We start from the raw sequence: 21,255 nt of genomic DNA on the forward strand, positions 1-21,255 counted from the left end.
CGGCGGCCGAGGGTGAAACCTTTCTCGCCGCAACGTGATGGTGGCGGGGATGCGCAGCAAGGGGCAAGCGACTAGCTTCATGACCATGAAACCGATGCGCCTGATGCTTGCCGCCGCGGCCTTTGCCGCCTTTGCCCTTCCCGCGGCCGCGGAGAAGATCCCGCTGTCCGCGATCTCGACCTACCTGAACCGGCTGACCACGGCCGAGGCGGATTTCACGCAGGTGAATGCCGACGGGTCGATGTCCACGGGGCGGATCTTCATCAAGCGCCCCGGCCGCGTGCGCTTCGAATATGCCCCGCCGGAAAAGAGCCTCGTGATGGCGGGCGGCGGTCAGGTCGCGATCTTCGACGCGAAGTCGAACCAGCCGCCCGAGCAGTATCCGCTGAGCCGCACGCCGCTGAGCCTGATCCTGGCCGAGAACATCGACCTTGGCCGCGCGAAGATGGTGGTGGGCCACCGCGAGGACAGGAACACCACCCGCGTCGTGGCGCAGGACCCGGCGCATCCGGAATATGGCACCATCGAGATGGTGTTCACCGGCAACCCGGTCGCGCTCCGCCAGTGGGTGATCACCGACGACACCGGCAACCAGACCACGGTGATCCTGGGCGAGATGAAGAAGGGCGGCAACCTGCCCTCGTCGCTCTTCAGCATCCAGAGCGAGGCGGCGAAGCGCAACCGCTGACGGTCGCGCCTCGCGATCCGGTCAGCGGCGGCAGTAGGCGAGCTGCGAGCGGTAGAGTTGCTCGCGCGCGCCGACACGCTGGGCAACCGCCAGAAGCCAGGGCTTGCCGTTGTGGCTGCCGCGGGCATAGCCCGACCGACCCTCGTGATAGGCGAGATACTGGTTCGTCGCGTCCCACTTCGGGATGCCGAGGCTGCGGCTGGTGCCGTCCATGTACCACCCCATGAAGTCGGTGGCATCCTCGATGCGGTCGCGGCGGGCGCGGCGCTTGCCGCGGTCGTCCATGTATTCCTCCCAGGTGCCGTCGAGCGCCTGGCTGTAGCCATAGGCCGAGCTTTGCCGCCCCATCGGGATGATGCCGAGCAGGTACTGGTGCGGTGTCCGGGCGTTGCCGACGAACTTCGATTCCTGGTGGATGGTGGCCATCTGGACCGAGACCGGCACGCCCCAGCGGCGCTCGGTCGTCTTCATGGCGCGGTAGTATTGCGGCCGTTCCGCGACGATGCTGCAGGCGTTCTCCAGATCGCGAGGCGGGGAGTAGCGCCCGCCGCCGCAGGAGGCCAAAAAGACCAGCAGGATCGCCGCGCGGAGAAGTCTGCTCATCTGCCCCTCGCGTGTCTGTTTTGACCGCAGGATAAGGCAATTCGGTGGTAGGGGAAATGGCTGCCGCCCGGCCCTGGGTCAGAAAAATGCGAGCATCGGGAACTGACGCTGCCGCAGCAGCTTGATGTCAGGCGGACCGGTCGAAGCCCGCGCCGTGACTGTCGATCGGAGGTGTCGGCGGCATTCCATGGGCAGCGGGCACATACTGTTTCCGGGGGTGTGGCGGGCGGCTGTGGACAAAAGCAGGGAAGCCGGAATAATGGAGTCGTCGGGGGTGCGAGACATGCTCAAGACAGAGGCGAAATATCATCTCGGGCAGGTGCTTCGTCATCGGAAGCATCCTTTCCGCGGCGTCGTCTTCGACGTGGACGCGATGTTCTCCAACACCGAGGAATGGTATGACGCCATCCCCGAGGACAGCCGGCCGTCCCGCGACCAGCCCTTCTACCATCTGCTGGCGGAGAACGATCAGAGCTACTACGTGGCCTATGTATCCGAGCAGAACCTCGTGCCGGACGACACGGGAGAGCCGGTGGAACATCCCGATCTCTCCGAGCTGTTCGGCGAATTCGAGGACGGGCGCTATCCGCTGCAGTTCCAGCTGAACTAGGCGCGCATCAGTAGCCGAGCGCGCAACCATCCTTGCGCGGGTCCGAGGCGCCGATCAGGACTCCGTTGGCGCCGATCAGGATCGCCTGGGCGCCGCCGATCGGCTCCTCCGGGATCCGGACGTCGTGGCCCATCTCTGCGAGTTCGGCGCGCACCGAGTCGGGATAGCCGCGTTCGACCATCATGCCGTCCGGCCCGCTGAAGGCACGCGGAGCATCCACCGCCTCCTGCGGGTCCATCCCGAAATCCGCAAGGTTGCTCGTGATGCGCGCATGTCCGGTGGGCTGATAGGACCCGCCCATCACCCCGAACGGCATGACGAGCCTCCCCTCGCGGCGGATCATGCCGGGGATGATCGTGTGCATCGGGCGCTTGCCGCCCATCGCCTCGTTGGGATGCCCGACCGCCAGGGTGAATCCCGCGCCGCGGTTCTGGAAGTTGATGCCGAACCGCGACGAGGCAAGGCCCGAGCCGAAGCTGTGGAACACCGAATAGATCAGCGAGACCGCCATGCGGTCGCGGTCGACCACGGTCAGATAGACCGTGTCGCGGTGGACGGCCTCGGTCAGCGGCGCCGGAGCCGGCATGGCGCGCGCGGGATCGATTAGCGCCGCCAGCCGCTCGGCCGTGCGCGGCGAGAGCATGTGCGACAGGCGGCGGACCTGCGAGGGATCCGCAAGGAACCGGTTGCGCGCGTCATGGGCAAGCTTCGTGGCCTCGGCCTCGAGATGTGCGCGCTGCGCGCCGAACGGATCGAGAGCGGCGATGTCGAAATGCGACAGGATGTTCAGCATCAGGATCGCCGTCGCGCCCTGGCCGTTCGGAGGATGCTCCACAAGCTCCGCCCCGCGGTAGCGGCCCGAGATCGGGTCGACATAGGTGCAGGCGGTCTCGGCGAAATCCTCGGGGGTGTGCGATCCGCCGAGGCTTCGGAGCGAGGTCACCATGTCCTCGGCGATTTCTCCCTCGTAGAAGCCGGCGCGCCCCAGCGTCGCGATCCGCCGCAGCACCTCGGCCTGGCCCGGGGCCTGGAAGATCCGTCCGGCCGTCGGCGCCGCCCCGTCGATCAGGTAGTAGCGCCGCGCGGCGCCCTGCAGGTGCGGCTCGGCCAAGGCCCAGTCGAAGGCGGTGCGCGGCGCCACCGGCACGCCCTCCTCGGCGTAGCGGATGGCGGGGCCGAGCACCTGGGCGAGATCGAGATTGCCCCAGTCCGCCGAGAGACGGCAGAACGCATCCACGGCGCCGGGCACCGTCACCGACTCCGGGCCGCGGAGCGGCATCGTCTCGTGGCCGCGTCCGCGCAGAACGGCGGCCGAAAGGCCCGCCGGCGCGCGTCCCGACCCGTTCAGCGCGACGATGCGTTCGTCATTCCCCGGTGGCTTGAGCAGGATGAAGCAGTCGCCGCCGAGGCCGGTCATCTGCGGCTCGCAGATCCCCAGTAGGACCGCGGCGGCAATGGCCGCATCCGCGGCATTGCCTCCGGCCTGCAGGATGTCGATGGCGACCCTGGATGCCAGCGGATGCGATGTGGCGCAGAGGCCGTTGACGGCATAGACGGCCGAACGGCCGGGCAGATGAAAGTCGCGCATCTCTTCCTCCCGATCGGAGGAAGCGTAGGATGCCGCCCGCGCATTTCCAAGTCGGGACCTCGACGCCGCAACTGGGTGGGGGCTTTTGCTGCGGCGTCGAGGGCAGCTTTGAGTCGCTACAGGATCAGGGTGCGTGGGGGCTGGGGCGGATTCGCAGCCGGATTCGGGCAACTGTGTGTCAGTCGTCGCGGATCTTGGCGGATTGCGCATCCTCGGGCGAGGGGCAGCCCTGACCCAGGCGGAAGCTCAGCCGGTTCAGGCCGTCGCTGCGCCTGTATTCCAGATCCTTCGCCAGCGCCCGGATCATCGACCAGCCGAAGCCACCCTCGGGCAGCGGCTCGCCCGGGAGCGGCTCGGGCACGCCGCCGTCGGGCAGCCTCTGGTCCGGCATCGGGGCGCCGCTGTCGGTGATCTCGCAGGTCAGCCGGCCACGGCTGAGCTGCAGCGCGACCTCGATCTCGCCCCGGCCGCTGAGATAGGCGTGCTCGACGACGTTGTTCAGCACCTCGGCCAGCACGATCTCGGCGGCGTCCCGGTCCTCGACCGGAAGGGACCGCAGGATGAGCGAATCGAGCAGCTGGGCCAGTGCCGCCCGAACCGCCATGGGTTCGCTGTCGATCGAGATCCGCGTGACGCCCCCCAAGCCGCGGCCGGCGTCAGAGGGCATCGCTCACCTGGTCGTGGATGGTGAACACCCGGTCCATCCGCGTCAGGCGGAACACCTTCTGCACCACCGGCCCCAATGCCGCGAGTTCCAGCCGCCGGTCGGGGCCGAGCAGCTTCATCACCGAGACCACCGCACCCAGGCCGCTGCTGTCGAGGAATGTCACGCGCGACAGGTCGAGCAGCACCCGCGATCCTGGCGCCTGCACGAGTTCGCGCATCCGGTCCTTGAACTGGATCGCCGCCGCCGCGTCGATCCGTTCCTCCTGAACGCGCACCACCAGCAGGTCCCCCCGCGCTTCCGCTTCAAGATTCATCGCTCGCTCCGTCGTTCCGCAAGGCAGGGTAGGATGCGATCCTTGACATTCCGTAAGCGCCCACCCTTTTGCTTCTCGCCCGTCCCGATTAGGCTGGACCCCCGCCGGAGCGGTTTCCGGCTGCCAGCCCGGGATCATCCATGGACTACGACCGGTTCGCCGAAACCATCGACGCGCTCTGCCACGGCGAGACCGACACGGTCGCGCTGATGGCGACCTTCGCCTGCGAGTTGCATCACGCGCATCCGCTGTCGGACTGGACCGGCTTTTATCGCGTGACGGCGCCCGGGACGCTGAAGATCGGCCCCTATCAGGGCTCGCATGGCTGTCTGGTCATCCCGTTCTCGCGCGGGGTCTGCGGTGCGGCGGCGCGGACGGGCGAGGTGCAGCTCGTTCCCGATGTCGATGCGTTTCCCGACCACATCGCCTGCTCGTCCACCACACGGTCCGAACTCGTCCTGCCGGTCCGGGACGGCGCCGGGCGGCTGCTGGGGGTGCTCGACCTCGACAGCAACACGCCTGCCGCCTTCACGGACGAGGATGCGGAGCGGCTCGCGGCGCTGCTGGCCCGCGTCTTCCGCGACGCCGGGTGATGCGCGGCTCCTGCCTCTGCGGTCAGGTCGCCTTCGAGGTCGAGCCTCCGCTCCGCCCGGTCATCGCCTGCCACTGCACGCAATGCCGGCGCTGGTCGGGCCACTACTGGTCGGCGTCCTCGGTGCCGCTCGACCGGTTCCGGCTGCTCAGGCAGGAGGGGCTGCGCTGGTATCGCGCCTCTGATACGGCATCGCGCGGTTTCTGCGCGGGCTGCGGCGCGAGCCTGTTCTGGAGGCCGGACGACGAGGCGCGGATCAGCTTCTCGCCGGCCGCCATCGACGGGCCGACCGGCCTTGCCACCGCCGAGCACATCTTCACCGCGGAGGCGGGCGATTATTACGCGCCCGAGGGCCCGCCGCCGCCTCGGGCCGAGGCGCCGGCCCGGCTTGCGGCCGCCTGCCTGTGCGGGGCGACACGCTTCACGGTGCCGGGACCGGCCGGTGAGGTAGTGGCTTGCCACTGCGAGCAGTGCCGCAAGACCAGCGGCCAGTTCCATGCGGCCTTCGAGGTGCCGCCTGCGGATCTGGTCTACCGGTCGCGCGACCGGCTGGCCGAGCGCCGCGCGGCGAACGGCGCCGTCCGCGGCTTCTGCGCCGCTTGCGGCTCGTCGCTGTGGTTCCGCGGCGTGGCGGGCGACCTGTGGATCGAGGCCGGCGCGGTGGAGGGCCCCACCGGGGGCCGGCTGGCGCGTCACCTCCACGTGGCCGAGAAGGGGGACTGGTATCCTCTCGACGATGGCCTGCCGCAGCGGCCCGGCGAATAGCTCAGCCGGAGACGAACTTGTTGAACCGGCTTTCGCTGCCGTCCTTCGTCTTCTCCTGATAGAGGAAGGCGAGGTTGTTCTCGTCGAAGATCCGGAAGAACTCGTCCCAGTCGATCTGGGTCAGGCTGTCCTCCGGCTCTCCGAAGTCGATGCGCAGGATGCCGCCCTTGCCGGAGGTCTCGACCTTGGCGGGGTGGCCGTCGCGCGCCTCGGCCCATTCCCGGATCGTGTCGTGGTCGCGGGTCGTCGTGGATTCGCTCATGGCTGTCTCCCGATGGATGCGCGGTCCAAGCGATCGCCGGGGCGGATTGTTCCCGCGCGCGGCCTCGGCTATGCCGCGGGGATGATCGACACCTACGCGCCCCCGGACGTCCCTCTGACCCTTCTGCACCACGACTCGCAGATCGTGGTGGTGGACAAGCCTGCAGGCCTGCTGTCGGTGCCGGGGAAGGGCGAGGAGAAGGCTGACTGCCTGATCGGGCGCCTGCGCGGCATCTTCCCCGAGATCCTGCTGGTCCACCGCCTCGACCGGGACACCTCGGGCGTGATGGTCTTCGCGCTGACGCGGGCGGCGCAAGGCGCCCTCGGCCAGCAGTTCGAGAAGCGGCAGACGAAGAAGGTCTATGTCGCCCGCCTTCACGGTCATCTCGAACCGCGCGAGGGGCGGGTTGACCTGCCGCTGATCGTGGACTGGCCGAACCGTCCGCGCCAGCACGTGAACCACGAAACCGGGAGGCCGGCGCAGACGGATTGGCGGGTGGTCAAATACCTGCCGAAGGAGACGAGGGTGCGCCTGATGCCGGTGACGGGGCGCAGCCACCAGCTGCGCGTCCACATGGCCGAGACGGGGCATCCGATCCTCGGCGATCCGCTCTATGCCGAGGGCGAGGCGCGGGACTTCCCGCGGCTGATGCTGCATGCGGAAAGCCTGCGGATCCGCCATCCCGAGACGGGCAAGAGCATCACCTACAGCGCGCCCTGCCCGTTCTAGACCACTACTCCGCCGCCGCGGCCTCGGCCTCCGGGTCCCAGCCCGAGATCGCCTTGACCTCGAGGAACTCCTCGATCCCCCAGACGCCGCCTTCCCGCGCCCGGCCCGAGGCCTTGACGCCGCCGAAGGGCGAGCCCGCCGCGCGCGAGCGGCCGTTCATCTCGACCATCCCCGAGCGCAGTTGCCGGGCGAGACGGTTGCGCCGCGCGCCATCCCGGCTCTGGACGTAGTTCGTCAGGCCATAGGGCGTGTCGTTGGCGATGCGGACGGCCTCGGCCTCGGTCTCGAACGGCAGGATCGACAGGACGGGACCGAAGATCTCCTCGCGCTCGATGGTCATGCCGGGCACCACGTCGGCAAAGACCGTGGGCCGGACGAAGAAGCCGCGGTTCAGCCCGTCGGGCCGGCCGAGGCCGCCTGCTACCAGCCGCGCGCCCTCGTCGATGCCCTTCTGGATATAGGCCTGGATCTGGTCGTACTGGCGCTGGTTCACGACAGGGCCGATGTGCGGCCCCTGCTCGTGGGCGGAGGCCACGCGGGTTGCCTCGGCCACCTCGCGGGCGATCTCGACCGCTTGATCGTAGATTGCACGCTCGACCAGCATCCGCGTCGGCGCGTTGCAGCTTTGCCCCGAGTTGTTGAAGCAGTGCTTCACTCCGCGCGCCACCGCCTGCTCGTCGGCGTCGGCGAAGATCAGGTTCGCCCCCTTGCCGCCCAGCTCCAGCGTCACGCGCTTCAGGCTTTCCGCCGCCGCCTTCGAGATGGCCCGCCCCGCCCGGGTGGAGCCGGTGAACGAGATCATCTCGACATCCGGATGCGCGGAAAGCTGGCTGCCCACGCCCGCGCCATCGCCGTTCACGAGGTTGAAGACGCCGGGGGGAAGGCCCGCGTCGTGCAGGAACTCGGCGAAGAGCATCGAGGACAGCGGCGCCTCCTCGGAGGGTTTCAGCACGCAGGTGCAACCCGCGAGCAGCGCCGGGATCACCTTCAGCGCCACCTGGTTCATCGGCCAGTTCCACGGCGTGATCAGGCCCACGACGCCGATCGGCTCCATCGCGATGCGGTCGGTGGGCGCATGGGGGCCAAGCGGGCGGATCCACTCGATCTGGTCGAAGGCCCCCAGGAAGTTCGTCAGGTGCCACGGCAGGCAGGGCGCCTGGCTGCTGCGCGCAAGGTCGATCGGCGCGCCCATCTCGAGGCTGATGGCGCGGGCCATCTCTTCCTTCCGCGCCTCGTATTGCGCAAGGATCCCCTCCACCAGCCGGCGCCGTTCCGCGGGCGGGGTGGCCGCCCAGCCGTCGAACGCACCGCGCGCCGCGGCCACGGCCGCATCCGTGTCGGCCCGGTCGCCCAGCGAGATCACGGCGCAGGGTTCCTCGGTCGAGGGGTCGATCACGGCGCAATCGCGCGGCACCGCTGGCGCTACCCAGCGCCCGCCGATGTAGAACTCGCGTTTCTCCAGCATGGCATCCTCCCGGAACGTCGCAGAGGCGAAGGTGGCACCGCCGGTGCGGCAGGGCAAGAGCGGGCGGCCGGATGCGGGTTGCACGGCCCGCGCCGGACACGGGCAGCGATGGCCCGGGTCCGAGGGTCAGGGTGCGGGAAAGCCGTAGTGCCGGATCATCGCGGCGATGGCGCGGTCATTGCCGCCTTCCGCAGTATTCGCGCTGCGCAGGTTGCTCTGCTGGCTCTGCGGCCATTCCAGCACGCGGTGCAGCCGCCCGACCTGCATCGCCCGGTGGCCGCGCAGCCGGTGCATCCAGTAGAGCCAGACATCATCGGCGCTGGGGCAGAGCGAAAGGAACAGATCCTCGCGCAGCACGTCGGCGTGGAAGGCGTCCGGCGCGTAAAGGACGCCATGCACCCCGGTCGGGAAGATCAGGCCCGAAGGCGCCGGCGCGTCAAGGCGGCGATCCCAGTCGCCGTAGGGCAGCGGCAGGCCGTCCCCGCCCAGCCGGATGCGATGTGCGCGGTGGCAGAGGACCGATCGCCCCGTCGCCCGGCGTGCCGCCACCAGCCCCTCCAGCCAGTCCGGCCAGTAATAGACGTCGTCATCGGCCGTCACGAGGCAGTGGCCCGGCATCGCCGTCAGCGCGGGGATGATCTTCTTGAACGAGCGCAGCTCGGCCGCGGTCGCGATCTCCAGCCCCTCGCCCTCGAGCCTGCGGACCTCTGCCGGCAGGACGGCCGCATCGGCCGGGGTCAGCCACAGCACCAGCCGGTCGGGCTTCACCGTCTGGCGCAGCAGCGACCGCAGTGTCGGCGCCAGTGTCGGATAGCGCGCGGGATAGCTGGTCAGCGACACCGCAAGCGGAGTGTCGAGCCCGTGCGGGCGCGGGGACAGCCTCCTCGTCTCGATCTCGGCAATGGCCCGCGCGGCGCGCCACCGCGCCTTGGCCGCACGGAAGGCCGCTGCGAGGCCCATGCTCAGCCCTCCCAGGCGTGACGCAGCCAACCGACGTCGCCGATGCGACGATACCATTTCTGCCCCTGCCCGGCGAGGACCTCGGTCATCTTCGGATTGCCGGCAAAGACCACGATCCGCGCGCCCTCGGGCAGGACGGGATCGGCGCGGAAGCTCGCCAGACCGCGCGGCACGCAATCGTTCTTGAAGCTGACGCACCAGCCCTTCGGCCAGTAGTCGAGCTGGCCATGCGCCGCGAGCTGCGCGCTCTGGAACTGCTGCGAGATCTCGTAGTCGCGGGTCGCCGCGGCGGGATCGGCAAGATAGGCATCGAGGATGTAGGTGTGGGCGCCGATCTCGAACCGGAACACCGAGCTGTTGCCGACGGAATGCAGGAAACGGTCGCGGCTTGGGTTCAGCCTCCGCAGCGGCTTGGCGCGGAACAGGTCGTCGTCGCGGATGATGCGGAAGGCGCCCGGCAGGTCGAGGAAGGGGTCGAGACCGCCAACCACGACAAGGTCGAGGTCGAGGAACAGCGCGGTGCCCGTCAGGTCGGCCAGCTGCGGCCGGAACACCGAGAGCTTCTGCCAGCGCCGGTCGCTGTGGCCCGCGGGCAGCCCGAGGTCGGGGATCGGGCGCACCTCGACCTCGGGGTCAAGACCCTCGGCGCGGTCGGTGAAGCAGACGAACCGGTGCGCCCGGCCGAGATGCCGCGCCACGCCGCGCCGCAGATTGTTGACGTATTCGGGGCCATAGAGGGTGCCCCACTTCATGCAGATGACGTTCACAGGCGCGGTCATGCCGCATCGCCTCCTCGGATGTCGCGGGGCCGGGCCCGATGGTCCGCACCGTCGCATCCACCGCGCCCGAGGGCAAGCCGGCGGCGGCCGGAAACCGGCTTGCCATGGCTGACGGGATCGCGCTAGCCAACCGTCAGTTGCCTGCAGCGCTTGGAGAGTGCGTATGAAGCTTCTGGTCGTGAACGACACCGACGGGCGCCGCAATCCCGGGTGCAGGCTCACGAGCCGCACGCTGAAGCAGAGCCTCGAGGCGACCTTCCCGGAGGCCGAGGTCACGCCGGCGCCCTGGGGCTTCGGCCGCAGGCTGCGCCTGCCGCGCTGGTCGGACCGGCTCGTGGCGGCGCGCGGCGGCGACGTCTTCGGCAGGTCGTTCCTGCGGACGCTCTCCATCGCGGAATACGGCCTCGCCGCGGTGGCCGCGGTCGAGGAGGGCGCGGCGGTGGTGTTCCAGCCCGAGGGCACGATCTCGGACAGCCACCGGCCTCTCCGCATCCTGCGCAACCTGTCCCTGCCGCTTTATGCGGTGCTGCATGTCGGCGTTCCCGTCGCCGTCACCAACGGAACCTTCCCGTTGTTCCGCGATGAGCGGGCCGAGCCGATCCGCATGCTGCTGAAGGGCGCGGTCCACGCGTCGCTGCGCGACCGCCCCTCGGCGGAGTTCTGGCAGGTGGGCTTTGCGCCCGATACGGCCGTGCTCTGGGAGGGCGAGCCGGTCGTCGCCGATGCCGACTGCCTGCTGATCACCACCGGAGCCGAGGTCGCGCCGGAGCGCGACCTTGCCGCGGCGCGCTCAGGCCTGGCGCTTTGCCGCGAGACCGGGCTCCGGCCGCTGGTGATGACGAAGGCGTGGGAACGACTGGTGCCGATGCGTGCCGAAGTGGAGGCGCTGGGCGGCGTGTTCATGCAGGACGTGCGGATGGCGGATGCGGATGTCCTGCTGTCGCGTTGCCGGGCGCATGTGGGGGGGCGTTACCACATGGCGCTGATGTGCGCCACCAAGGGCATCCCCAGCGCTCTCGTTCGCACCAATACCCACAAGAACCTCTGGCTCGCCGAGGAATTCCGGGGCATCCGCCTTGCCGACAGCGAAGAGGCGCTGGGGCAGGTGGGGCGCGAGCTTCTGGCCGGCGAGCTGCCCAGCCTGCCGCTGCTGCAGGACGTGCGCAGGTGCTGCGACCTGCAGGCCGCGCGGATGGCGGATCTGCGCAGCGCCGTGCTCGCCGGGCAGGGGACCCCGACGCGGCCGACGGCGCCGAGCGCCGCCCTGCTTTCCGCCATCGCCTCGGAAAGCCGCCGCGACCTGTGGAAGGGAACCCTGCGCCGGATTACCGGCAGGAAGATCTGAAGCGGGAGAGGGTCGGCCTTTGCGGATGGGGCGCGGAGGCGGGGGCATCGAGCCCCCGCCTTCGCGGCCGCAGACGCGGCGGGTCCGCCCGATGCAAGGTCTGCGACGAGGATCTGCACGTCGCAGCGAGCGATACGGTGCGGGAACCGCAGAGGCTGATGGTTGGGACACGGCAGAGGCTGATGGCGCGGCGCGCGCCAATACATCATGCTGTTCTGCGAGAAGTGGTGCCGGTGAAGGGACTCGAACCCCCGACCCCATCATTACGAATGACGTGCTCTACCAGCTGAGCTACACCGGCACTTCTCTGCTATCGGCCGCCGGAGCGGCTTTTCGCGCGCCTGACCCGGTCAACCTGCTCAATCGGCAGGCTTTTCAGGAGGATCTGGCGCTGCGGCTGGTCCGCGGCACGCCAGATCCGGCGGCGATGCGGGGCTTCTAGCAAAGTCCCGCGGCGGTGGGTAGCCCTATTTTTCGGTCCGCTCAACCGCTTTTTCGTCGATCACCTCGCCCTCATCCTCGACGGGACGCGAGGCCGCGGGTCCGCCGACGATCAGCGGCAGAAGCTCGGTTCCGGTGCCCGTGGGCTCTGACTTCTGCGACGGTTCACGCCAGCTGAGCGTGTCGAAACCGCCGCAGTTGTCGCAGATCGGGCCCCAGCTGGAATGCACGGTCTGGCAGTTGTCGCAGCACCACTGCGGCCCCCGCGGAGCCGACAGGGCCCGCGCCAGCCAGCCGCGCACCAGCGCCTCGTCCGAGCCCTCGCCGCGCTCGACCGCTGCCATGATGGTCAGCGCGCGCTGCGTGGGGTGCCGCGTCACGAGGTCGCCGAGGGCGCGGCGCGCCGCCGGGAAATCCTCGGCCGCCAGCGAGAGTTCGGCCAGAAGCATCCGCGTCTCGTCGTCGTCCGGCCGGATCGCGGTCAGGGTGCGGAAGCGCTTCAGGCGCTCCACCGGGGTCTCGTCCGGCTCGATCTCGGCGAAGGCCGCCGCGAGGTCGGGATGGGGCTGGGCTTCCCAGGCCTTCTTCAGCACGCGCACGGCGTATTTCTTGTTGCCCTGGGACAGGTAGCTGCGCGCCGCCATGGCCGCCGCGGGAATGAGGTCCGGCGACTTCTTGTTGGCCAGGATCGCCGCCTCGCGCGCCTCGATCGTGGAGGATTCGTCGAACACGTCCTTGGCGGTCTGCAGCGCCAGCACCGCGTCGCGGCGCTTGTAGACCGCCTTGGGCAGCGCGCCGGACTTCATCTTGGCGTTCAGCGTGTTGCGCGCACCGGTCCAGTCGTGCCGCTCGGCCTGCAGCCTCAGCAGGATGTCCTGCGTCTCGGAGTGCTTCGGGTTGATCTCGAAGGCCTTCTGCGCCAGCGCCAGCGCGGTGTTGGTGTCGTTCTCCTCCAGCTTCTGCTTCAGCAGGCCGCGGACGCCGACGAACTTCGTCTGCTCGTCCTGCAGCAGCAGCTTGTAGGACTCGGCCGCCCGGCGCGAATCACCCGCCTGCTGCGCCGCCTGCGCGTTCAGCAGCGTCGTCATCGCGTTCTGGCCAAGGTATTTCCGCGCTCGGGCCGCGCGCGACATCGCCACGCGCGGTTCGCCGGCGGCAAGGGCCATCATGCCCTCGGACAGCGCGCGCAGGCCTTTCTGCTCGCGCGAGCGGTCGAAATAGCGCGACACGGCGGTCTCGTCGCCGTTCAGGAAGCGCAGCACCGCGACGATGAAGCCCACGATCTTGATGAACAGCCAGACCGCGGCGATGAGGAGCAGCGCCGCGATCACCGCCTGCAGCGGGCCGAGGTTGAACTCCCAGTCGGCAAGGGCAACGCGCAGCCCGCCGCCGGTGTCCATCAGATATCCTGCCCCGAAGGTCAGGCCGACCACGAGGGCCACGAAAATCAGGATCTTGATCAACGACCAGAGCATGGAACCCGCCTCACTTCCCTTCCGCGGCAGCGGCGAGTGCCGCGACGGCGTCGATTGCCTCAATGCGTTTCTTGGCCTCGGCGGCCCAGCCGGCCATGGCGGCCTGTCCCTCGGCGGGCAGCGTCGCGATCTCCTCCAGCGCCTTCGGCAGGTCCGCGCCATGAACCGCGGCCTCGGCGCGCGACAGGATGGCGTCGGGGTCGCTGCCCTCGCGCGGCGAGAGCGAGCGCAGGCCCGCCTCGGTCAACAGGAAGGCGCGCGCGCGCGAGGTCCAGCTGTCGCCCATCGTGGCGCGGCGCGAGACGGCCAGCGCCTCGCGTGCCGCGGGCGGGAAGCTGTCTTCAAGCGCGGGGAGCGTCGGAACGCCGGCCTCGGCGGTCTCGATGAGCTTCATCGGGATCTCGACGCCTTTGGAGGCGAGCGCCTCGAGCGGGGCGGCGTAGGGCGTTCCCGCGTCGATCGAGGCGCGCACCTGCGCCACGGCTGCCGCGGTGGTGGCGGCCCGCGCGGCTGCCTCGACCTCGGCCTTCAGCCTGGCGGCCTGAGCCTCGGCGTCCGCGACGCGCTTCTCGGCCTCGGCCTGCGCGTCGGTCACCGCCGAGCCGGACGCCTGCGCGATCTGGTCGCGAAGCGCCGCGATCTCCTGCTGGAGGGCGCCCGCATCGCCGACGGGCGCGGCGGGCTGGCTTGCGGCCTGCGCCAGCTGCGCCTCGAGCTCGGCGATCCGGGCCTCGGCTGCGGCGGCGCGCTGCTGCGCCTCGGCCAGTTCGGCGGCCGAGGGGCCTTCGGTCACGACGGGGGCGGGGGTCGGCTCGGGAAGGGCGGCAAGCTGCGCGCGCAGGTCTTCCAGCTCGCGCTGCTGTGCTGCCACCTGGGTCGTCTGGCCATAGTCGGCGAGCGGCCAGTCCGGCTTGGCGTGGCGGGAATAGGCGAAGCCGCCGGCCGCGCCCGCGATGCCGCCAAGCAGCAGCAGGACGAGCCCGCCGGTGCCGCTGCCCCGTGCCGGCTCGGGCCGGCGGGGCGATGACGCGACCACGGGTTCGGGCCGGGCGAGGTCCTCGTCGGGCCGTGTGATCCCGTCGCTGTCCGACGCCGGCGGCATCTCGGCGATGATCTCGGCCTCGTCGGGAAGCGCGCGGCTCTCGTCCGACCGTTCGCCGTCCCGGAACGGCTCGTCCGCCGGCGACCCTTCCGGCTCGACCGGCTCCGGTTGGGAAAGGGTCAGGGGCTCGGGCGAATCGTCCTCCCGTTTCTTCTCACCAGCTTCGCGGGACTCCGGTTCTGACATCGCCGTGCCTTCCAATTTTTCAGGTGTTTTGTGATCGAGTCACCCTATCCGCTGCGGCGGGATGCCTCAAGCATCAGACTGTGCGTCAAGTAGCGCCTTTACCGCATCAAGCAGGGCATCGGCATCGGGTTGCGCGGCGATTTGCCGCCGCTGCGCGGGCAGGCTTGCGGCTGCCTCGGCCACGGCGGGGCTGAGGGCCGCGATCCAGAGGACCGCGCCCGGCGCGCCGCGTGCGACTTCGGCCGCGAGAAGCCGGGCGGTCCGGGGCGAGAAGAGGGGGGCGAGCACCGGCCGGCCGCCGCCCAAGGCATCAATCGCCTCGGCCGACAGCGGCTTCGGGCGCTGGTCATAGACAATGGCCTCGGCCGTCGGGATGCCCTGTGCCGAAAGCCGGCCTGCCACGTCACCACGCGACTCCGCGCCGCGCAGGTGAAGCAGCGGCCCCCGCTCGCCCGTGCCCAGGATTGCCGCGACCAGCGCCTCGGCATCGCCATCGGCCGACCGCGCCTCGAACCCGGCTGCGCGGGCGGCGCGCGCCGTCCGGTTGCCCACGCACCACGCCCGCCCGACCCCCTCGAGTTCGGGAGAGGCGAGCCGGCGACAGGCCTCGACCCCGGTTTCCGAGGTGAAGATCAGCGCCTCCGGCTGTTCGGCGATGGCGGGCGACAGGAACTCGGGCATCATCAGCGGCGAGGTGACGATGCGGATGTCCGGACCGAAGGCGTCGCGCAGGGCGGCGGCAAAGCGCGCTCCCTGCGCCTCGGGGCGGGTCAGAAGGAAGGTCGGCAGGGGGTCGCGGGATTGTGGGGCCATGAGCGAGGTGTTACCTGCGCACGGAACCCTCGGCAACGGCGCCCCATGTCCCACCCGCTCATCTTCCTTGGCATCGAGAGCAGCTGCGACGATACGGCGGCCGCCGTGGTCCGCCACCGCGAGGGCGAGCCGGCCGAGATCCTCGCGTCGGTGGTGGATGGCCAGACCGCGCTGCACGCGGCCTTCGGCGGCGTCGTGCCCGAGATCGCCGCCCGCGCCCATGCCGAGCGGCTGGATCTGTGCGTCGAACGCGCGCTGGCCGAGGCGAGGCTGCAGCTTTCGGATCTCGACGGAGTCGCGGTGACCGCGGGGCCGGGGCTGATCGGGGGCGTCCTGTCCGGTGTCATGTGCGCCAAGGGGATCGCCGCGGGCAGTGGCCTGCCGCTGGTGGGGGTGAACCACCTTGCGGGCCACGCGCTGACGCCCCGCCTGACCGACGGTCTGGCCTTTCCCTATCTGATGCTCCTCGTCTCGGGCGGGCACTGCCAGTTCCTGATCGTGCGCGGACCCGAGGACTTCTCGCGGGTGGGTGGGTCGATCGACGATGCGCCGGGCGAGGCCTTCGACAAGACCGCGAAACTTCTGGGCCTGCCGCAGCCCGGCGGTCCTTCGGTCGAGGCCGAGGCCGCGCGCGGCGATCCGCGCCGCTTCGCCTTCCCGCGGCCTATGCTGGACCGTCCCGGCTGCGACATGTCCTTTTCCGGGCTGAAGACGGCGCTGCTGCGGGCGCGCGACGCGGTGGTCGCCGAGAAGGGTGGCATCACCCGGGAAGACCGCGCCGATCTTTGCGCCGGGTTTCAGGCGGCGGTGGTCGAGGTTCTGGCCGAGAAGACGAGGCGGGCGCTTGCGCTTCATGCGGCCGAGGCGCCGGACCGCCCGGCCTTGGCCGTCGCCGGGGGCGTGGCCGCGAACGGGCCGATCCGGGCGGCGCTGATGCGTGTCGCGGCCCAGGCGGGGGCGGGGTTCGTGGCGCCGCCGCTGCGGCTTTGCACCGACAACGCGGCCATGATCGCCTGGGCCGGGATCGAGCGCTTCCGCGGCGGCGCGCGCGACGGGATGGACCTGTCGGCCCGGCCGCGCTGGCCGCTGGACAGGACCGCGCCGGCGCTGATCGGCTCAGGCAAGAAGGGGGCTAAGGCATGATCGGCATTCTTGGCGCAGGCGCCTTTGGCACGGCGCTGGCGGTCACCCTGGGTCGCGAACAGCCGGTGATGCTCTGGGGGCGCCGCGGCGTGCCGAAGCTGGACGTGCCGCTGCCCGATAACGTGACGGTGACGGCGGACCTCGGCGCCGTCGAGGCCGGGACCGTGCTGCTGGCCGTGCCCATGCAGGCGCTGGGCGGGCTGCTGCGCGAGGATGCGGGCCGGCTCGACGGTCGCGCGCTGGTCGCCTGCTGCAAGGGCGTGGACCTTGCAACCGGCCTTGGCCCGACCGCGCTGATCCGGGCGGCCTGTCCGCGCGCCACCGCCGCCGTCCTGACCGGGCCGAGCTTCGCCGCCGACATCGCCCGCGGCCTGCCGACCGCCCTGACGCTCGCCTGCGCCGACGATGCGGCGGGCGAGGCGCTGCAGCGGGACCTGTCCACGGCGGCGCTCCGCCTCTATCGCACGACGGATGTCACCGGCGCCGAACTGGGGGGCGCGCTGAAGAACGTGATCGCCATTGCCGCCGGCGTGGTGATCGGCGCGGGCCTCGGCCACAGCGCGCGGGCGGCGCTGATGACCCGCGGCTACGCCGAGATGCAGCGCCTCGCGCTCGCGCTCGGGGCGCGGGCCGAGACGCTGGCCGGCCTCTCGGGCTTCGGGGATCTGGTGCTGACCTGCACCTCGGACCAGTCGCGCAACTTCCGCTTTGGCCAGGCACTCGGCGCGGGGGCCGGCTTTGACGCCACCGTGACGGTCGAGGGCCGGGCGACCGCCACCGCCGTCACCCGGCTTTCCGCCGAACGGGGCATCGACATGCCCATCGCCGCCATGGTGGATGCGCTGGCCGGGGGCCGCGTCACCCTGCCCGAGGCGATCCAGACCCTTCTTTCCCGTCCCCTGAAACAGGAGTAGCCCATGCGCGTCGCGCTCATCTGCACCGACAAGGCCGGTGCGCTGCAAACCCGGCTCGACACCCGCGCCGCCCACCTCGCCTATATCGAGCAGACCGGGGTGGTCGAGATGGCCGGCCCGTTCCTCAGCCCCGAGGGGCAGATGACCGGCTCGCTCGTGGTGCTGAACGTGGAGACGCTGGCCGAGGCGCAGGACTGGGCAGCGGGCGATCCCTATGCCAAGGCGGGCCTGTTCGAGAGCGTCACGATCTCGGAATGGAAGAAGGTGATCGGCTGATGGCCTTCTGGCTGTTCAAGTCCGAGCCCGACGCCTGGTCCTGGGACCAGCAGGTCGCGAAGGGCGACGCAGGCGAGGAATGGACCGGCGTGCGCAACTATCAGGCCCGCAACCACATGCGTGCGATGAAGCTGGGCGAGCGCGGCTTCTTCTACCACTCCAACATCGGCAAGGAGGTCGTGGGCATCGTCGAGGTCTGCGGCCTCTCGGCGCCGGATTCGACCGCTGACGATCCGCGTTGGGACTGCGTGACGGTCAGGGCGGTGCATCCGATGCCGAAGCCGGTCACGCTCGACGCGATCAAGGCCGAGCCGCGACTGAAGGACATGGTTCTGGTGACGAACTCGCGCCTGTCGGTGCAGCCGGTGAGCGACGCGGAATGGCGGGTGATCTGCGAGATGGGCGGACTGCAGGGGGCCTGAAAAATGGAGGGTCCCCACCCCAGAAGGGACCCTCCATCCACCCACACGTGCTCCCCTTGGCACCACACGTGTCTCTGAAAGGTCCCGGGCGTCCTGCCCTGTCCAGAGAACACTAGCGCGTTCCGGGGTTGCCGGCAAAGCCCAAGCGCCCGGCATTTGAGTCGAATGGCTCAGGCCAGCGCGGCCGCCTTGCCGAAAGGCTCGACCAGCAGGTAGCAGATCACCGCCCGGCACTTGTTGCGGTCGGACCGGCCATAGCGGTCGATCGAAAACCGCCAGGGCTGCGACCACGACCGATCTTGGCCCTGCCGTGCCGCGCGGCCATAGTCCCGGCCATCCCAGTCCAGAGGAGGAGGGGCGGAATGAGCGCCTACCTGAAATCCCATCCCACGCGCGACGGCTTCTTCGGCCCCTATGGCGGCGCGATGCTGCCGCCGCCGCTCGAGCCGCATTTCAAGGAGATCCGCGACGCCTATGACCGGATCTCGAAATCGGCCGATTTCATCAACGAGCTGCGCTACATCCGCAAGCACTTCCAGGGCCGGCCCACGCCGGTCTCCTATCTCAAGAACCTCTCGGCCCAGTGCGGCGGCGCGCAGATCTACGCCAAGCGCGAGGATCTGAACCACACCGGCGCGCACAAGCTGAACCATTGCATGGCCGAGGGGCTGCTGGCGCGGTTCATGGGCAAGAAGAAGCTGATGGCCGAGACGGGCGCCGGCCAGCACGGCGTGGCGCTGGCAACGGCCGCCGCCTACTTCGGCATGGAATGCGAGATCCACATGGGCGAGATCGACATCGCCAAGGAGGCGCCGAACGTCACGCGCATGAAGCTTCTGGGCGCGACCGTGGTGCCGGTGGGCTTCGGCGGCCGCTCGCTGAAGGAAGCGGTGGATAGCTGCTTCCAGAGCTACCTTTCGCAGGCTGACACGGCGCTCTTCGCCATCGGCTCGGTGGTCGGCCCGCACCCGTTCCCGATGATGGTGCGCGACTTCCAGCATGTCGTGGGCGTCGAGGCGCGCGAGCAGTTCCTCGAGATGACGGGCGACCTGCCGGACATCGTCACCGCCTGCGTCGGAGGCGGCTCGAATGCGATGGGGATCTTCTCGGGCTTCATCGACGATGCGAGCGTGGCGCTCTACGGGGTCGAGCCCTGCGGCACCTCGTCGAACCTCGGCGATCACGCCGCGACCATCACCTATGGCGAGGATGGCGACATTCACGGCTTCCGCACGATGGTGCTGAAGGATGCCGAGGGCAATCCCGCGCCGGTGCACACCGTGGCCTCGGGCCTCGACTATCCCGGCGTGGGGCCGGAGCATGCCTTCCTGCACCGCTCGGGGCGCGTCACCTATACCGGCGCAAACGACAAGGAGGCGCTGGCCGCCTTCTTCGCGCTGTCGCGGCACGAGGGGATCATTCCGGCGCTGGAAAGCGCCCATGCGGTCGCCTTCGCGATGCGCGAGGCGAAGAACCATCCCGGCAAGTCGATCCTGATCAACCTTTCGGGTCGCGGCGACAAGGACATCGACTACGTCACGCAGACCTTCGGCTTCGGCGAGAGCCTCTGAAACGCGAACGCCGCCCGGTGTCCCGGGCGGCGTCCTCTGGCGCGGCGGGCGCGCTCAGTAGCGGTAGTGCTCGGCCTTGTAGGGGCCTTCGACCTTGACGCCGATGTAGTCGGCCTGGTCCGGGCGCAGCTCGGTCAGCTTCACGCCGATCTTCTTCAGGTGCAGCCGGGCCACCTTCTCGTCCAGCGCCTTCGGCAGGATGTAGACGCCGGGCGCATACTCGCCGCCCTTGGTCCACAGCTCGATCTGCGCCAGCACCTGGTTGGTGAACGAGGCCGACATCACGAAGCTCGGGTGGCCGGTGGCGTTGCCGAGGTTCAGCAGGCGCCCTTCGGACAGCAGGATGATCCGGGCGCCCGAGGGCATCTCGATCATGTCCACCTGATCCTTGATGTTCGTCCACTTGTGGTTGCGCAGCGCCGCGACCTGGATCTCGTTGTCGAAGTGGCCGATGTTGCCGACGATGGCCATGTCCTTCATCTCGCGCATGTGCTCGATGCGGATCACGTCCTTGTTGCCGGTGGTGGTGATGAAGATGTCGGCCGAGGACACCACATCCTCGAGCACGACGACCTCGAACCCGTCCATCGCGGCCTGCAGCGCGCAGATCGGATCGACCTCGGTCACCTTCACGCGGGCGCCCGCACCCCGGAGCGAGGCGGCCGAGCCCTTGCCCACGTCGCCATAGCCGCAGACCACCGCAACCTTGCCTGCCATCATCGTGTCGGTCGCGCGGCGGATGCCGTCCACCAGCGATTCCTTGCAGCCGTACTTGTTGTCGAACTTCGACTTGGTGACGCTGTCGTTCACGTTGATCGCCGGGAAGGGCAGCAGGCCCTTCTTGTGCAGGTCATAGAGACGGTGAACGCCCGTGGTGGTCTCTTCCGAGACGCCCTTGATCGCCTCGCGCTGCTTCGTGAACCAGCCGGGGGTCTCGGCCATGCGCTTCCGGATCTGGTTGAAGAGGCAGACCTCCTCATCGCTCGTCGGGACCGCGATCAGGTCGGTCTCGCCCGCCTCGACCCGCGCGCCGAGCAGGACATAGAGCGTCGCATCCCCGCCGTCGTCGAGGATCATGTTGCAGGTGCCGTCGGCGAACTGGAAGATCCTGTCGGTGTAGGCCCAGTATTCTTCCAGCGTCTCGCCCTTGATCGCGAAGACCGGCACGCCCGAGGCCGCGATGGCGGCCGCCGCGTGGTCCTGCGTCGAGAAGATGTTGCACGAGGCCCAGCGGACCTCGGCGCCGAGCGCCACCAGCGTCTCGATCAGCACCGCGGTCTGGATCGTCATGTGCAGCGAGCCCGCGATGCGCGCGCCCTTCAGCGGCTTGGTCGTTCCGAACTCTTCCCGCAGGGCCATCAGGCCCGGCATTTCGGTTTCGGCGATGTCCAGTTCCTTGCGCCCGAAGTCGGCGAGCGATAGATCCTTGACGATGAAATCGGCCATGGGCTTTCGGCTCCTGATCAAAAAGTCGGACCTGCCTTAGCATCGACGCAGGAATGGGGCAATGCAGCCCATCTGCGGCTTTCGCGGCACCCGGGCCGGA

General features: G+C 69.7%; 25 protein-coding genes and 1 tRNA gene. 12 read left to right on the top strand and 14 right to left on the bottom strand.

All coding sequences use genetic code 11. The features are described 5' to 3' along the window. The first annotated feature begins 49 nt into the window (after positions 1-49). Complete coding sequence (locus CK951_RS00465; RefSeq protein WP_096787112.1) at positions 50-688, top strand: outer membrane lipoprotein carrier protein LolA; 639 nt, start codon at positions 50-52, stop codon at positions 686-688. Positions 689-709: 21 nt separating this feature from the next. Here CK951_RS00465 and CK951_RS00470 read toward each other — a convergent pair whose 3' ends face one another. Continuing rightward, a complete protein-coding gene (locus CK951_RS00470) occupies positions 710-1,291 on the bottom strand; it encodes a lytic transglycosylase (RefSeq protein ID WP_096784313.1) in 582 nt (193 codons plus the stop codon). Positions 1,292-1,574: 283 nt separating this feature from the next. Between CK951_RS00470 and hspQ the strand changes: the two genes are divergently transcribed. Continuing rightward, complete coding sequence (gene hspQ / locus CK951_RS00475) at positions 1,575-1,901, top strand: heat shock protein HspQ (protein ID WP_096784314.1); 327 nt, start codon at positions 1,575-1,577, stop codon at positions 1,899-1,901. Positions 1,902-1,908: 7 nt separating this feature from the next. Here hspQ and CK951_RS00480 read toward each other — a convergent pair whose 3' ends face one another. From CK951_RS00480 to CK951_RS00490, 3 genes are all read right to left on the bottom strand, one after another. Next, positions 1,909-3,489, bottom strand: a complete 1,581-nt coding sequence (locus CK951_RS00480; protein WP_096784315.1) for a gamma-glutamyltransferase family protein — start codon at positions 3,487-3,489, stop codon at positions 1,909-1,911. A gap of 178 nt (positions 3,490-3,667) precedes the next feature. After that, entirely contained in the window at positions 3,668-4,156 is a 489-nt protein-coding gene (locus CK951_RS00485) for an ATP-binding protein (protein ID WP_096784316.1), read from the bottom strand. After that, on the bottom strand, positions 4,146-4,469 hold the full coding sequence (locus CK951_RS00490) for an STAS domain-containing protein (protein ID WP_198402378.1): 324 nt from the start codon (positions 4,467-4,469) through the stop codon (positions 4,146-4,148). The genes CK951_RS00485 and CK951_RS00490 overlap by 11 nt, the downstream gene beginning before the upstream one ends. A 140-nt stretch (positions 4,470-4,609) precedes the next feature. On the opposite strand from CK951_RS00490, the gene CK951_RS00495 reads away from it, so the two are divergent. Further along, complete coding sequence (locus tag CK951_RS00495; protein WP_096784317.1) at positions 4,610-5,062, top strand: GAF domain-containing protein; 453 nt, start codon at positions 4,610-4,612, stop codon at positions 5,060-5,062. Beyond that, on the top strand, positions 5,062-5,826 hold the full coding sequence (locus CK951_RS21970) for a GFA family protein (protein WP_157764482.1): 765 nt from the start codon (positions 5,062-5,064) through the stop codon (positions 5,824-5,826). Before CK951_RS00495 ends, CK951_RS21970 begins: the two co-directional genes overlap by 1 nt. Before the next feature lies 1 nt (position 5,827). On the opposite strand, the gene CK951_RS00505 is transcribed toward CK951_RS21970, so the two are convergent. Continuing rightward, the gene (locus CK951_RS00505) at positions 5,828-6,088 is read right to left on the bottom strand and encodes a hypothetical protein (RefSeq protein WP_096784318.1); all 261 of its coding nucleotides are present in this window, start codon (positions 6,086-6,088) and stop codon (positions 5,828-5,830) included. An 81-nt stretch (positions 6,089-6,169) separates the two neighbouring features. Between CK951_RS00505 and CK951_RS00510 the strand changes: the two genes are divergently transcribed. Further along, positions 6,170-6,817, top strand: coding sequence for an RluA family pseudouridine synthase (locus tag CK951_RS00510; protein ID WP_096787114.1), 648 nt, complete (start codon positions 6,170-6,172; stop codon positions 6,815-6,817). A gap of 4 nt (positions 6,818-6,821) precedes the next feature. Here the strand turns inward: CK951_RS00510 and CK951_RS00515 are convergent, their stop codons facing one another. The 3 genes from CK951_RS00515 to CK951_RS00525 all read right to left on the bottom strand — a co-directional run bounded on the left by CK951_RS00515 (position 6,822) and on the right by CK951_RS00525 (position 10,021). After that, positions 6,822-8,282 (bottom strand): aldehyde dehydrogenase family protein, encoded by a 1,461-nt coding sequence (locus CK951_RS00515; RefSeq protein WP_096784319.1) that lies wholly within the window; start codon positions 8,280-8,282, stop codon positions 6,822-6,824. 126 nt (positions 8,283-8,408) lie between these two features. Next, positions 8,409-9,242: a glycosyltransferase gene (locus tag CK951_RS00520; protein WP_096784320.1), complete on the bottom strand. Its 834-nt coding sequence runs from the start codon at positions 9,240-9,242 to the stop codon at positions 8,409-8,411. Between the two features lie 2 nt (positions 9,243-9,244). After that, the gene (locus CK951_RS00525) at positions 9,245-10,021 is read right to left on the bottom strand and encodes a hypothetical protein (RefSeq protein WP_096784321.1); all 777 of its coding nucleotides are present in this window, start codon (positions 10,019-10,021) and stop codon (positions 9,245-9,247) included. Positions 10,022-10,184: 163 nt separating this feature from the next. Here CK951_RS00525 and CK951_RS00530 point away from each other — a divergent pair, with 163 nt between their 5' ends. After that, the gene (locus CK951_RS00530; RefSeq protein ID WP_096784322.1) at positions 10,185-11,366 is read left to right on the top strand and encodes a polysaccharide pyruvyl transferase family protein; all 1,182 of its coding nucleotides are present in this window, start codon (positions 10,185-10,187) and stop codon (positions 11,364-11,366) included. 225 nt (positions 11,367-11,591) lie between these two features. Here CK951_RS00530 and CK951_RS00535 read toward each other — a convergent pair. Beyond that, a tRNA-Thr gene (locus tag CK951_RS00535) sits at positions 11,592-11,667 on the bottom strand. Here CK951_RS00535 and CK951_RS20895 point away from each other — a divergent pair. Continuing rightward, positions 11,641-11,808: a hypothetical protein gene (locus tag CK951_RS20895; RefSeq protein ID WP_157764483.1), complete on the top strand. Its 168-nt coding sequence runs from the start codon at positions 11,641-11,643 to the stop codon at positions 11,806-11,808. The genes CK951_RS00535 and CK951_RS20895 overlap by 27 nt on opposite strands. A 25-nt stretch (positions 11,809-11,833) precedes the next feature. Here CK951_RS20895 and CK951_RS00540 read toward each other — a convergent pair whose 3' ends face one another. The 3 genes from CK951_RS00540 to CK951_RS00550 all read right to left on the bottom strand — a co-directional run bounded on the left by CK951_RS00540 (position 11,834) and on the right by CK951_RS00550 (position 15,383). Next, positions 11,834-13,282: a heme biosynthesis protein HemY gene (locus CK951_RS00540; protein WP_096784323.1), complete on the bottom strand. Its 1,449-nt coding sequence runs from the start codon at positions 13,280-13,282 to the stop codon at positions 11,834-11,836. 10 nt (positions 13,283-13,292) lie between these two features. After that, positions 13,293-14,570, bottom strand: coding sequence for a COG4223 family protein (locus CK951_RS00545; protein WP_096784324.1), 1,278 nt, complete (start codon positions 14,568-14,570; stop codon positions 13,293-13,295). Positions 14,571-14,636: 66 nt separating this feature from the next. Then, positions 14,637-15,383, bottom strand: coding sequence for a uroporphyrinogen-III synthase (locus tag CK951_RS00550; RefSeq protein ID WP_096784325.1), 747 nt, complete (start codon positions 15,381-15,383; stop codon positions 14,637-14,639). Positions 15,384-15,428: 45 nt separating this feature from the next. Between CK951_RS00550 and tsaD the strand changes: the two genes are divergently transcribed. Genes tsaD through CK951_RS00570 form a run of 4 tightly spaced genes read left to right on the top strand, consistent with a single transcriptional unit; the run spans position 15,429 to position 18,138 of the window. Continuing rightward, entirely contained in the window at positions 15,429-16,526 is a 1,098-nt protein-coding gene (tsaD, locus tag CK951_RS00555) for a tRNA (adenosine(37)-N6)-threonylcarbamoyltransferase complex transferase subunit TsaD (protein WP_096784326.1), read from the top strand. After that, entirely contained in the window at positions 16,523-17,440 is a 918-nt protein-coding gene (locus tag CK951_RS00560; protein WP_096784327.1) for an NAD(P)H-dependent glycerol-3-phosphate dehydrogenase, read from the top strand. Before tsaD ends, CK951_RS00560 begins: the two co-directional genes overlap by 4 nt. Positions 17,441-17,443: 3 nt before the next feature. Further along, the gene (locus CK951_RS00565; RefSeq protein WP_096784328.1) at positions 17,444-17,716 is read left to right on the top strand and encodes a YciI family protein; all 273 of its coding nucleotides are present in this window, start codon (positions 17,444-17,446) and stop codon (positions 17,714-17,716) included. Then, positions 17,716-18,138: an EVE domain-containing protein gene (locus CK951_RS00570; RefSeq protein ID WP_096784329.1), complete on the top strand. Its 423-nt coding sequence runs from the start codon at positions 17,716-17,718 to the stop codon at positions 18,136-18,138. The genes CK951_RS00565 and CK951_RS00570 overlap by 1 nt, the downstream gene beginning before the upstream one ends. 170 nt (positions 18,139-18,308) lie before the next feature. Here CK951_RS00570 and CK951_RS20900 read toward each other — a convergent pair whose 3' ends face one another. Continuing rightward, positions 18,309-18,524: a hypothetical protein gene (locus CK951_RS20900; RefSeq protein WP_157764484.1), complete on the bottom strand. Its 216-nt coding sequence runs from the start codon at positions 18,522-18,524 to the stop codon at positions 18,309-18,311. Here CK951_RS20900 and trpB point away from each other — a divergent pair. Further along, the gene (trpB, locus tag CK951_RS00575; protein ID WP_096784330.1) at positions 18,501-19,709 is read left to right on the top strand and encodes a tryptophan synthase subunit beta; all 1,209 of its coding nucleotides are present in this window, start codon (positions 18,501-18,503) and stop codon (positions 19,707-19,709) included. The two genes, CK951_RS20900 and trpB, sit on opposite strands and share 24 nt — an antisense overlap. Positions 19,710-19,763: 54 nt before the next feature. Here trpB and ahcY read toward each other — a convergent pair whose 3' ends face one another. Further along, positions 19,764-21,155 (bottom strand): adenosylhomocysteinase, encoded by a 1,392-nt coding sequence (gene ahcY, locus CK951_RS00580; RefSeq protein ID WP_096784331.1) that lies wholly within the window; start codon positions 21,153-21,155, stop codon positions 19,764-19,766. Positions 21,156-21,255: the final 100 nt, after the last annotated feature.

It is taken from the genome of Rhodobacter sp. CZR27 (assembly GCF_002407205.1).
Lineage (GTDB): Bacteria > Pseudomonadota > Alphaproteobacteria > Rhodobacterales > Rhodobacteraceae > Cereibacter_A.

What these genes read in the sequence shown, in the direction of transcription:
- ahcY (WP_096784331.1), bottom strand. Translation starts at nt 21,155, where the DNA reads ATGGCCGATTTCATCGTCAAGGATCTATCGCTCGCCGACTTCGGGCGC.
- CK951_RS21970 (WP_157764482.1), top strand. Translation starts at nt 5,062, where the DNA reads ATGCGCGGCTCCTGCCTCTGCGGTCAGGTCGCCTTCGAGGTCGAGCCT.
- CK951_RS00550 (WP_096784325.1), bottom strand. Translation starts at nt 15,383, where the DNA reads ATGGCCCCACAATCCCGCGACCCCCTGCCGACCTTCCTTCTGACCCGC.
- CK951_RS00510 (WP_096787114.1), top strand. Translation starts at nt 6,170, where the DNA reads ATGATCGACACCTACGCGCCCCCGGACGTCCCTCTGACCCTTCTGCAC.
- hspQ (WP_096784314.1), top strand. Translation starts at nt 1,575, where the DNA reads ATGCTCAAGACAGAGGCGAAATATCATCTCGGGCAGGTGCTTCGTCAT.
- trpB (WP_096784330.1), top strand. Translation starts at nt 18,501, where the DNA reads ATGAGCGCCTACCTGAAATCCCATCCCACGCGCGACGGCTTCTTCGGC.
- CK951_RS00470 (WP_096784313.1), bottom strand. Translation starts at nt 1,291, where the DNA reads ATGAGCAGACTTCTCCGCGCGGCGATCCTGCTGGTCTTTTTGGCCTCC.
- CK951_RS00490 (WP_198402378.1), bottom strand. Translation starts at nt 4,469, where the DNA reads ATGAATCTTGAAGCGGAAGCGCGGGGGGACCTGCTGGTGGTGCGCGTT.
- CK951_RS00560 (WP_096784327.1), top strand. Translation starts at nt 16,523, where the DNA reads ATGATCGGCATTCTTGGCGCAGGCGCCTTTGGCACGGCGCTGGCGGTC.
- CK951_RS20900 (WP_157764484.1), bottom strand. Translation starts at nt 18,524, where the DNA reads ATGGGATTTCAGGTAGGCGCTCATTCCGCCCCTCCTCCTCTGGACTGG.
- CK951_RS00525 (WP_096784321.1), bottom strand. Translation starts at nt 10,021, where the DNA reads ATGACCGCGCCTGTGAACGTCATCTGCATGAAGTGGGGCACCCTCTAT.
- CK951_RS00570 (WP_096784329.1), top strand. Translation starts at nt 17,716, where the DNA reads ATGGCCTTCTGGCTGTTCAAGTCCGAGCCCGACGCCTGGTCCTGGGAC.
- CK951_RS00465 (WP_096787112.1), top strand. Translation starts at nt 50, where the DNA reads ATGCGCAGCAAGGGGCAAGCGACTAGCTTCATGACCATGAAACCGATG.
- CK951_RS00505 (WP_096784318.1), bottom strand. Translation starts at nt 6,088, where the DNA reads ATGAGCGAATCCACGACGACCCGCGACCACGACACGATCCGGGAATGG.
- CK951_RS00545 (WP_096784324.1), bottom strand. Translation starts at nt 14,570, where the DNA reads ATGTCAGAACCGGAGTCCCGCGAAGCTGGTGAGAAGAAACGGGAGGAC.
- CK951_RS00520 (WP_096784320.1), bottom strand. Translation starts at nt 9,242, where the DNA reads ATGGGCCTCGCAGCGGCCTTCCGTGCGGCCAAGGCGCGGTGGCGCGCC.
- tsaD (WP_096784326.1), top strand. Translation starts at nt 15,429, where the DNA reads ATGTCCCACCCGCTCATCTTCCTTGGCATCGAGAGCAGCTGCGACGAT.
- CK951_RS00530 (WP_096784322.1), top strand. Translation starts at nt 10,185, where the DNA reads ATGAAGCTTCTGGTCGTGAACGACACCGACGGGCGCCGCAATCCCGGG.
- CK951_RS00495 (WP_096784317.1), top strand. Translation starts at nt 4,610, where the DNA reads ATGGACTACGACCGGTTCGCCGAAACCATCGACGCGCTCTGCCACGGC.
- CK951_RS00485 (WP_096784316.1), bottom strand. Translation starts at nt 4,156, where the DNA reads ATGCCCTCTGACGCCGGCCGCGGCTTGGGGGGCGTCACGCGGATCTCG.
- CK951_RS00540 (WP_096784323.1), bottom strand. Translation starts at nt 13,282, where the DNA reads ATGCTCTGGTCGTTGATCAAGATCCTGATTTTCGTGGCCCTCGTGGTC.
- CK951_RS00565 (WP_096784328.1), top strand. Translation starts at nt 17,444, where the DNA reads ATGCGCGTCGCGCTCATCTGCACCGACAAGGCCGGTGCGCTGCAAACC.
- CK951_RS00480 (WP_096784315.1), bottom strand. Translation starts at nt 3,489, where the DNA reads ATGCGCGACTTTCATCTGCCCGGCCGTTCGGCCGTCTATGCCGTCAAC.
- CK951_RS00515 (WP_096784319.1), bottom strand. Translation starts at nt 8,282, where the DNA reads ATGCTGGAGAAACGCGAGTTCTACATCGGCGGGCGCTGGGTAGCGCCA.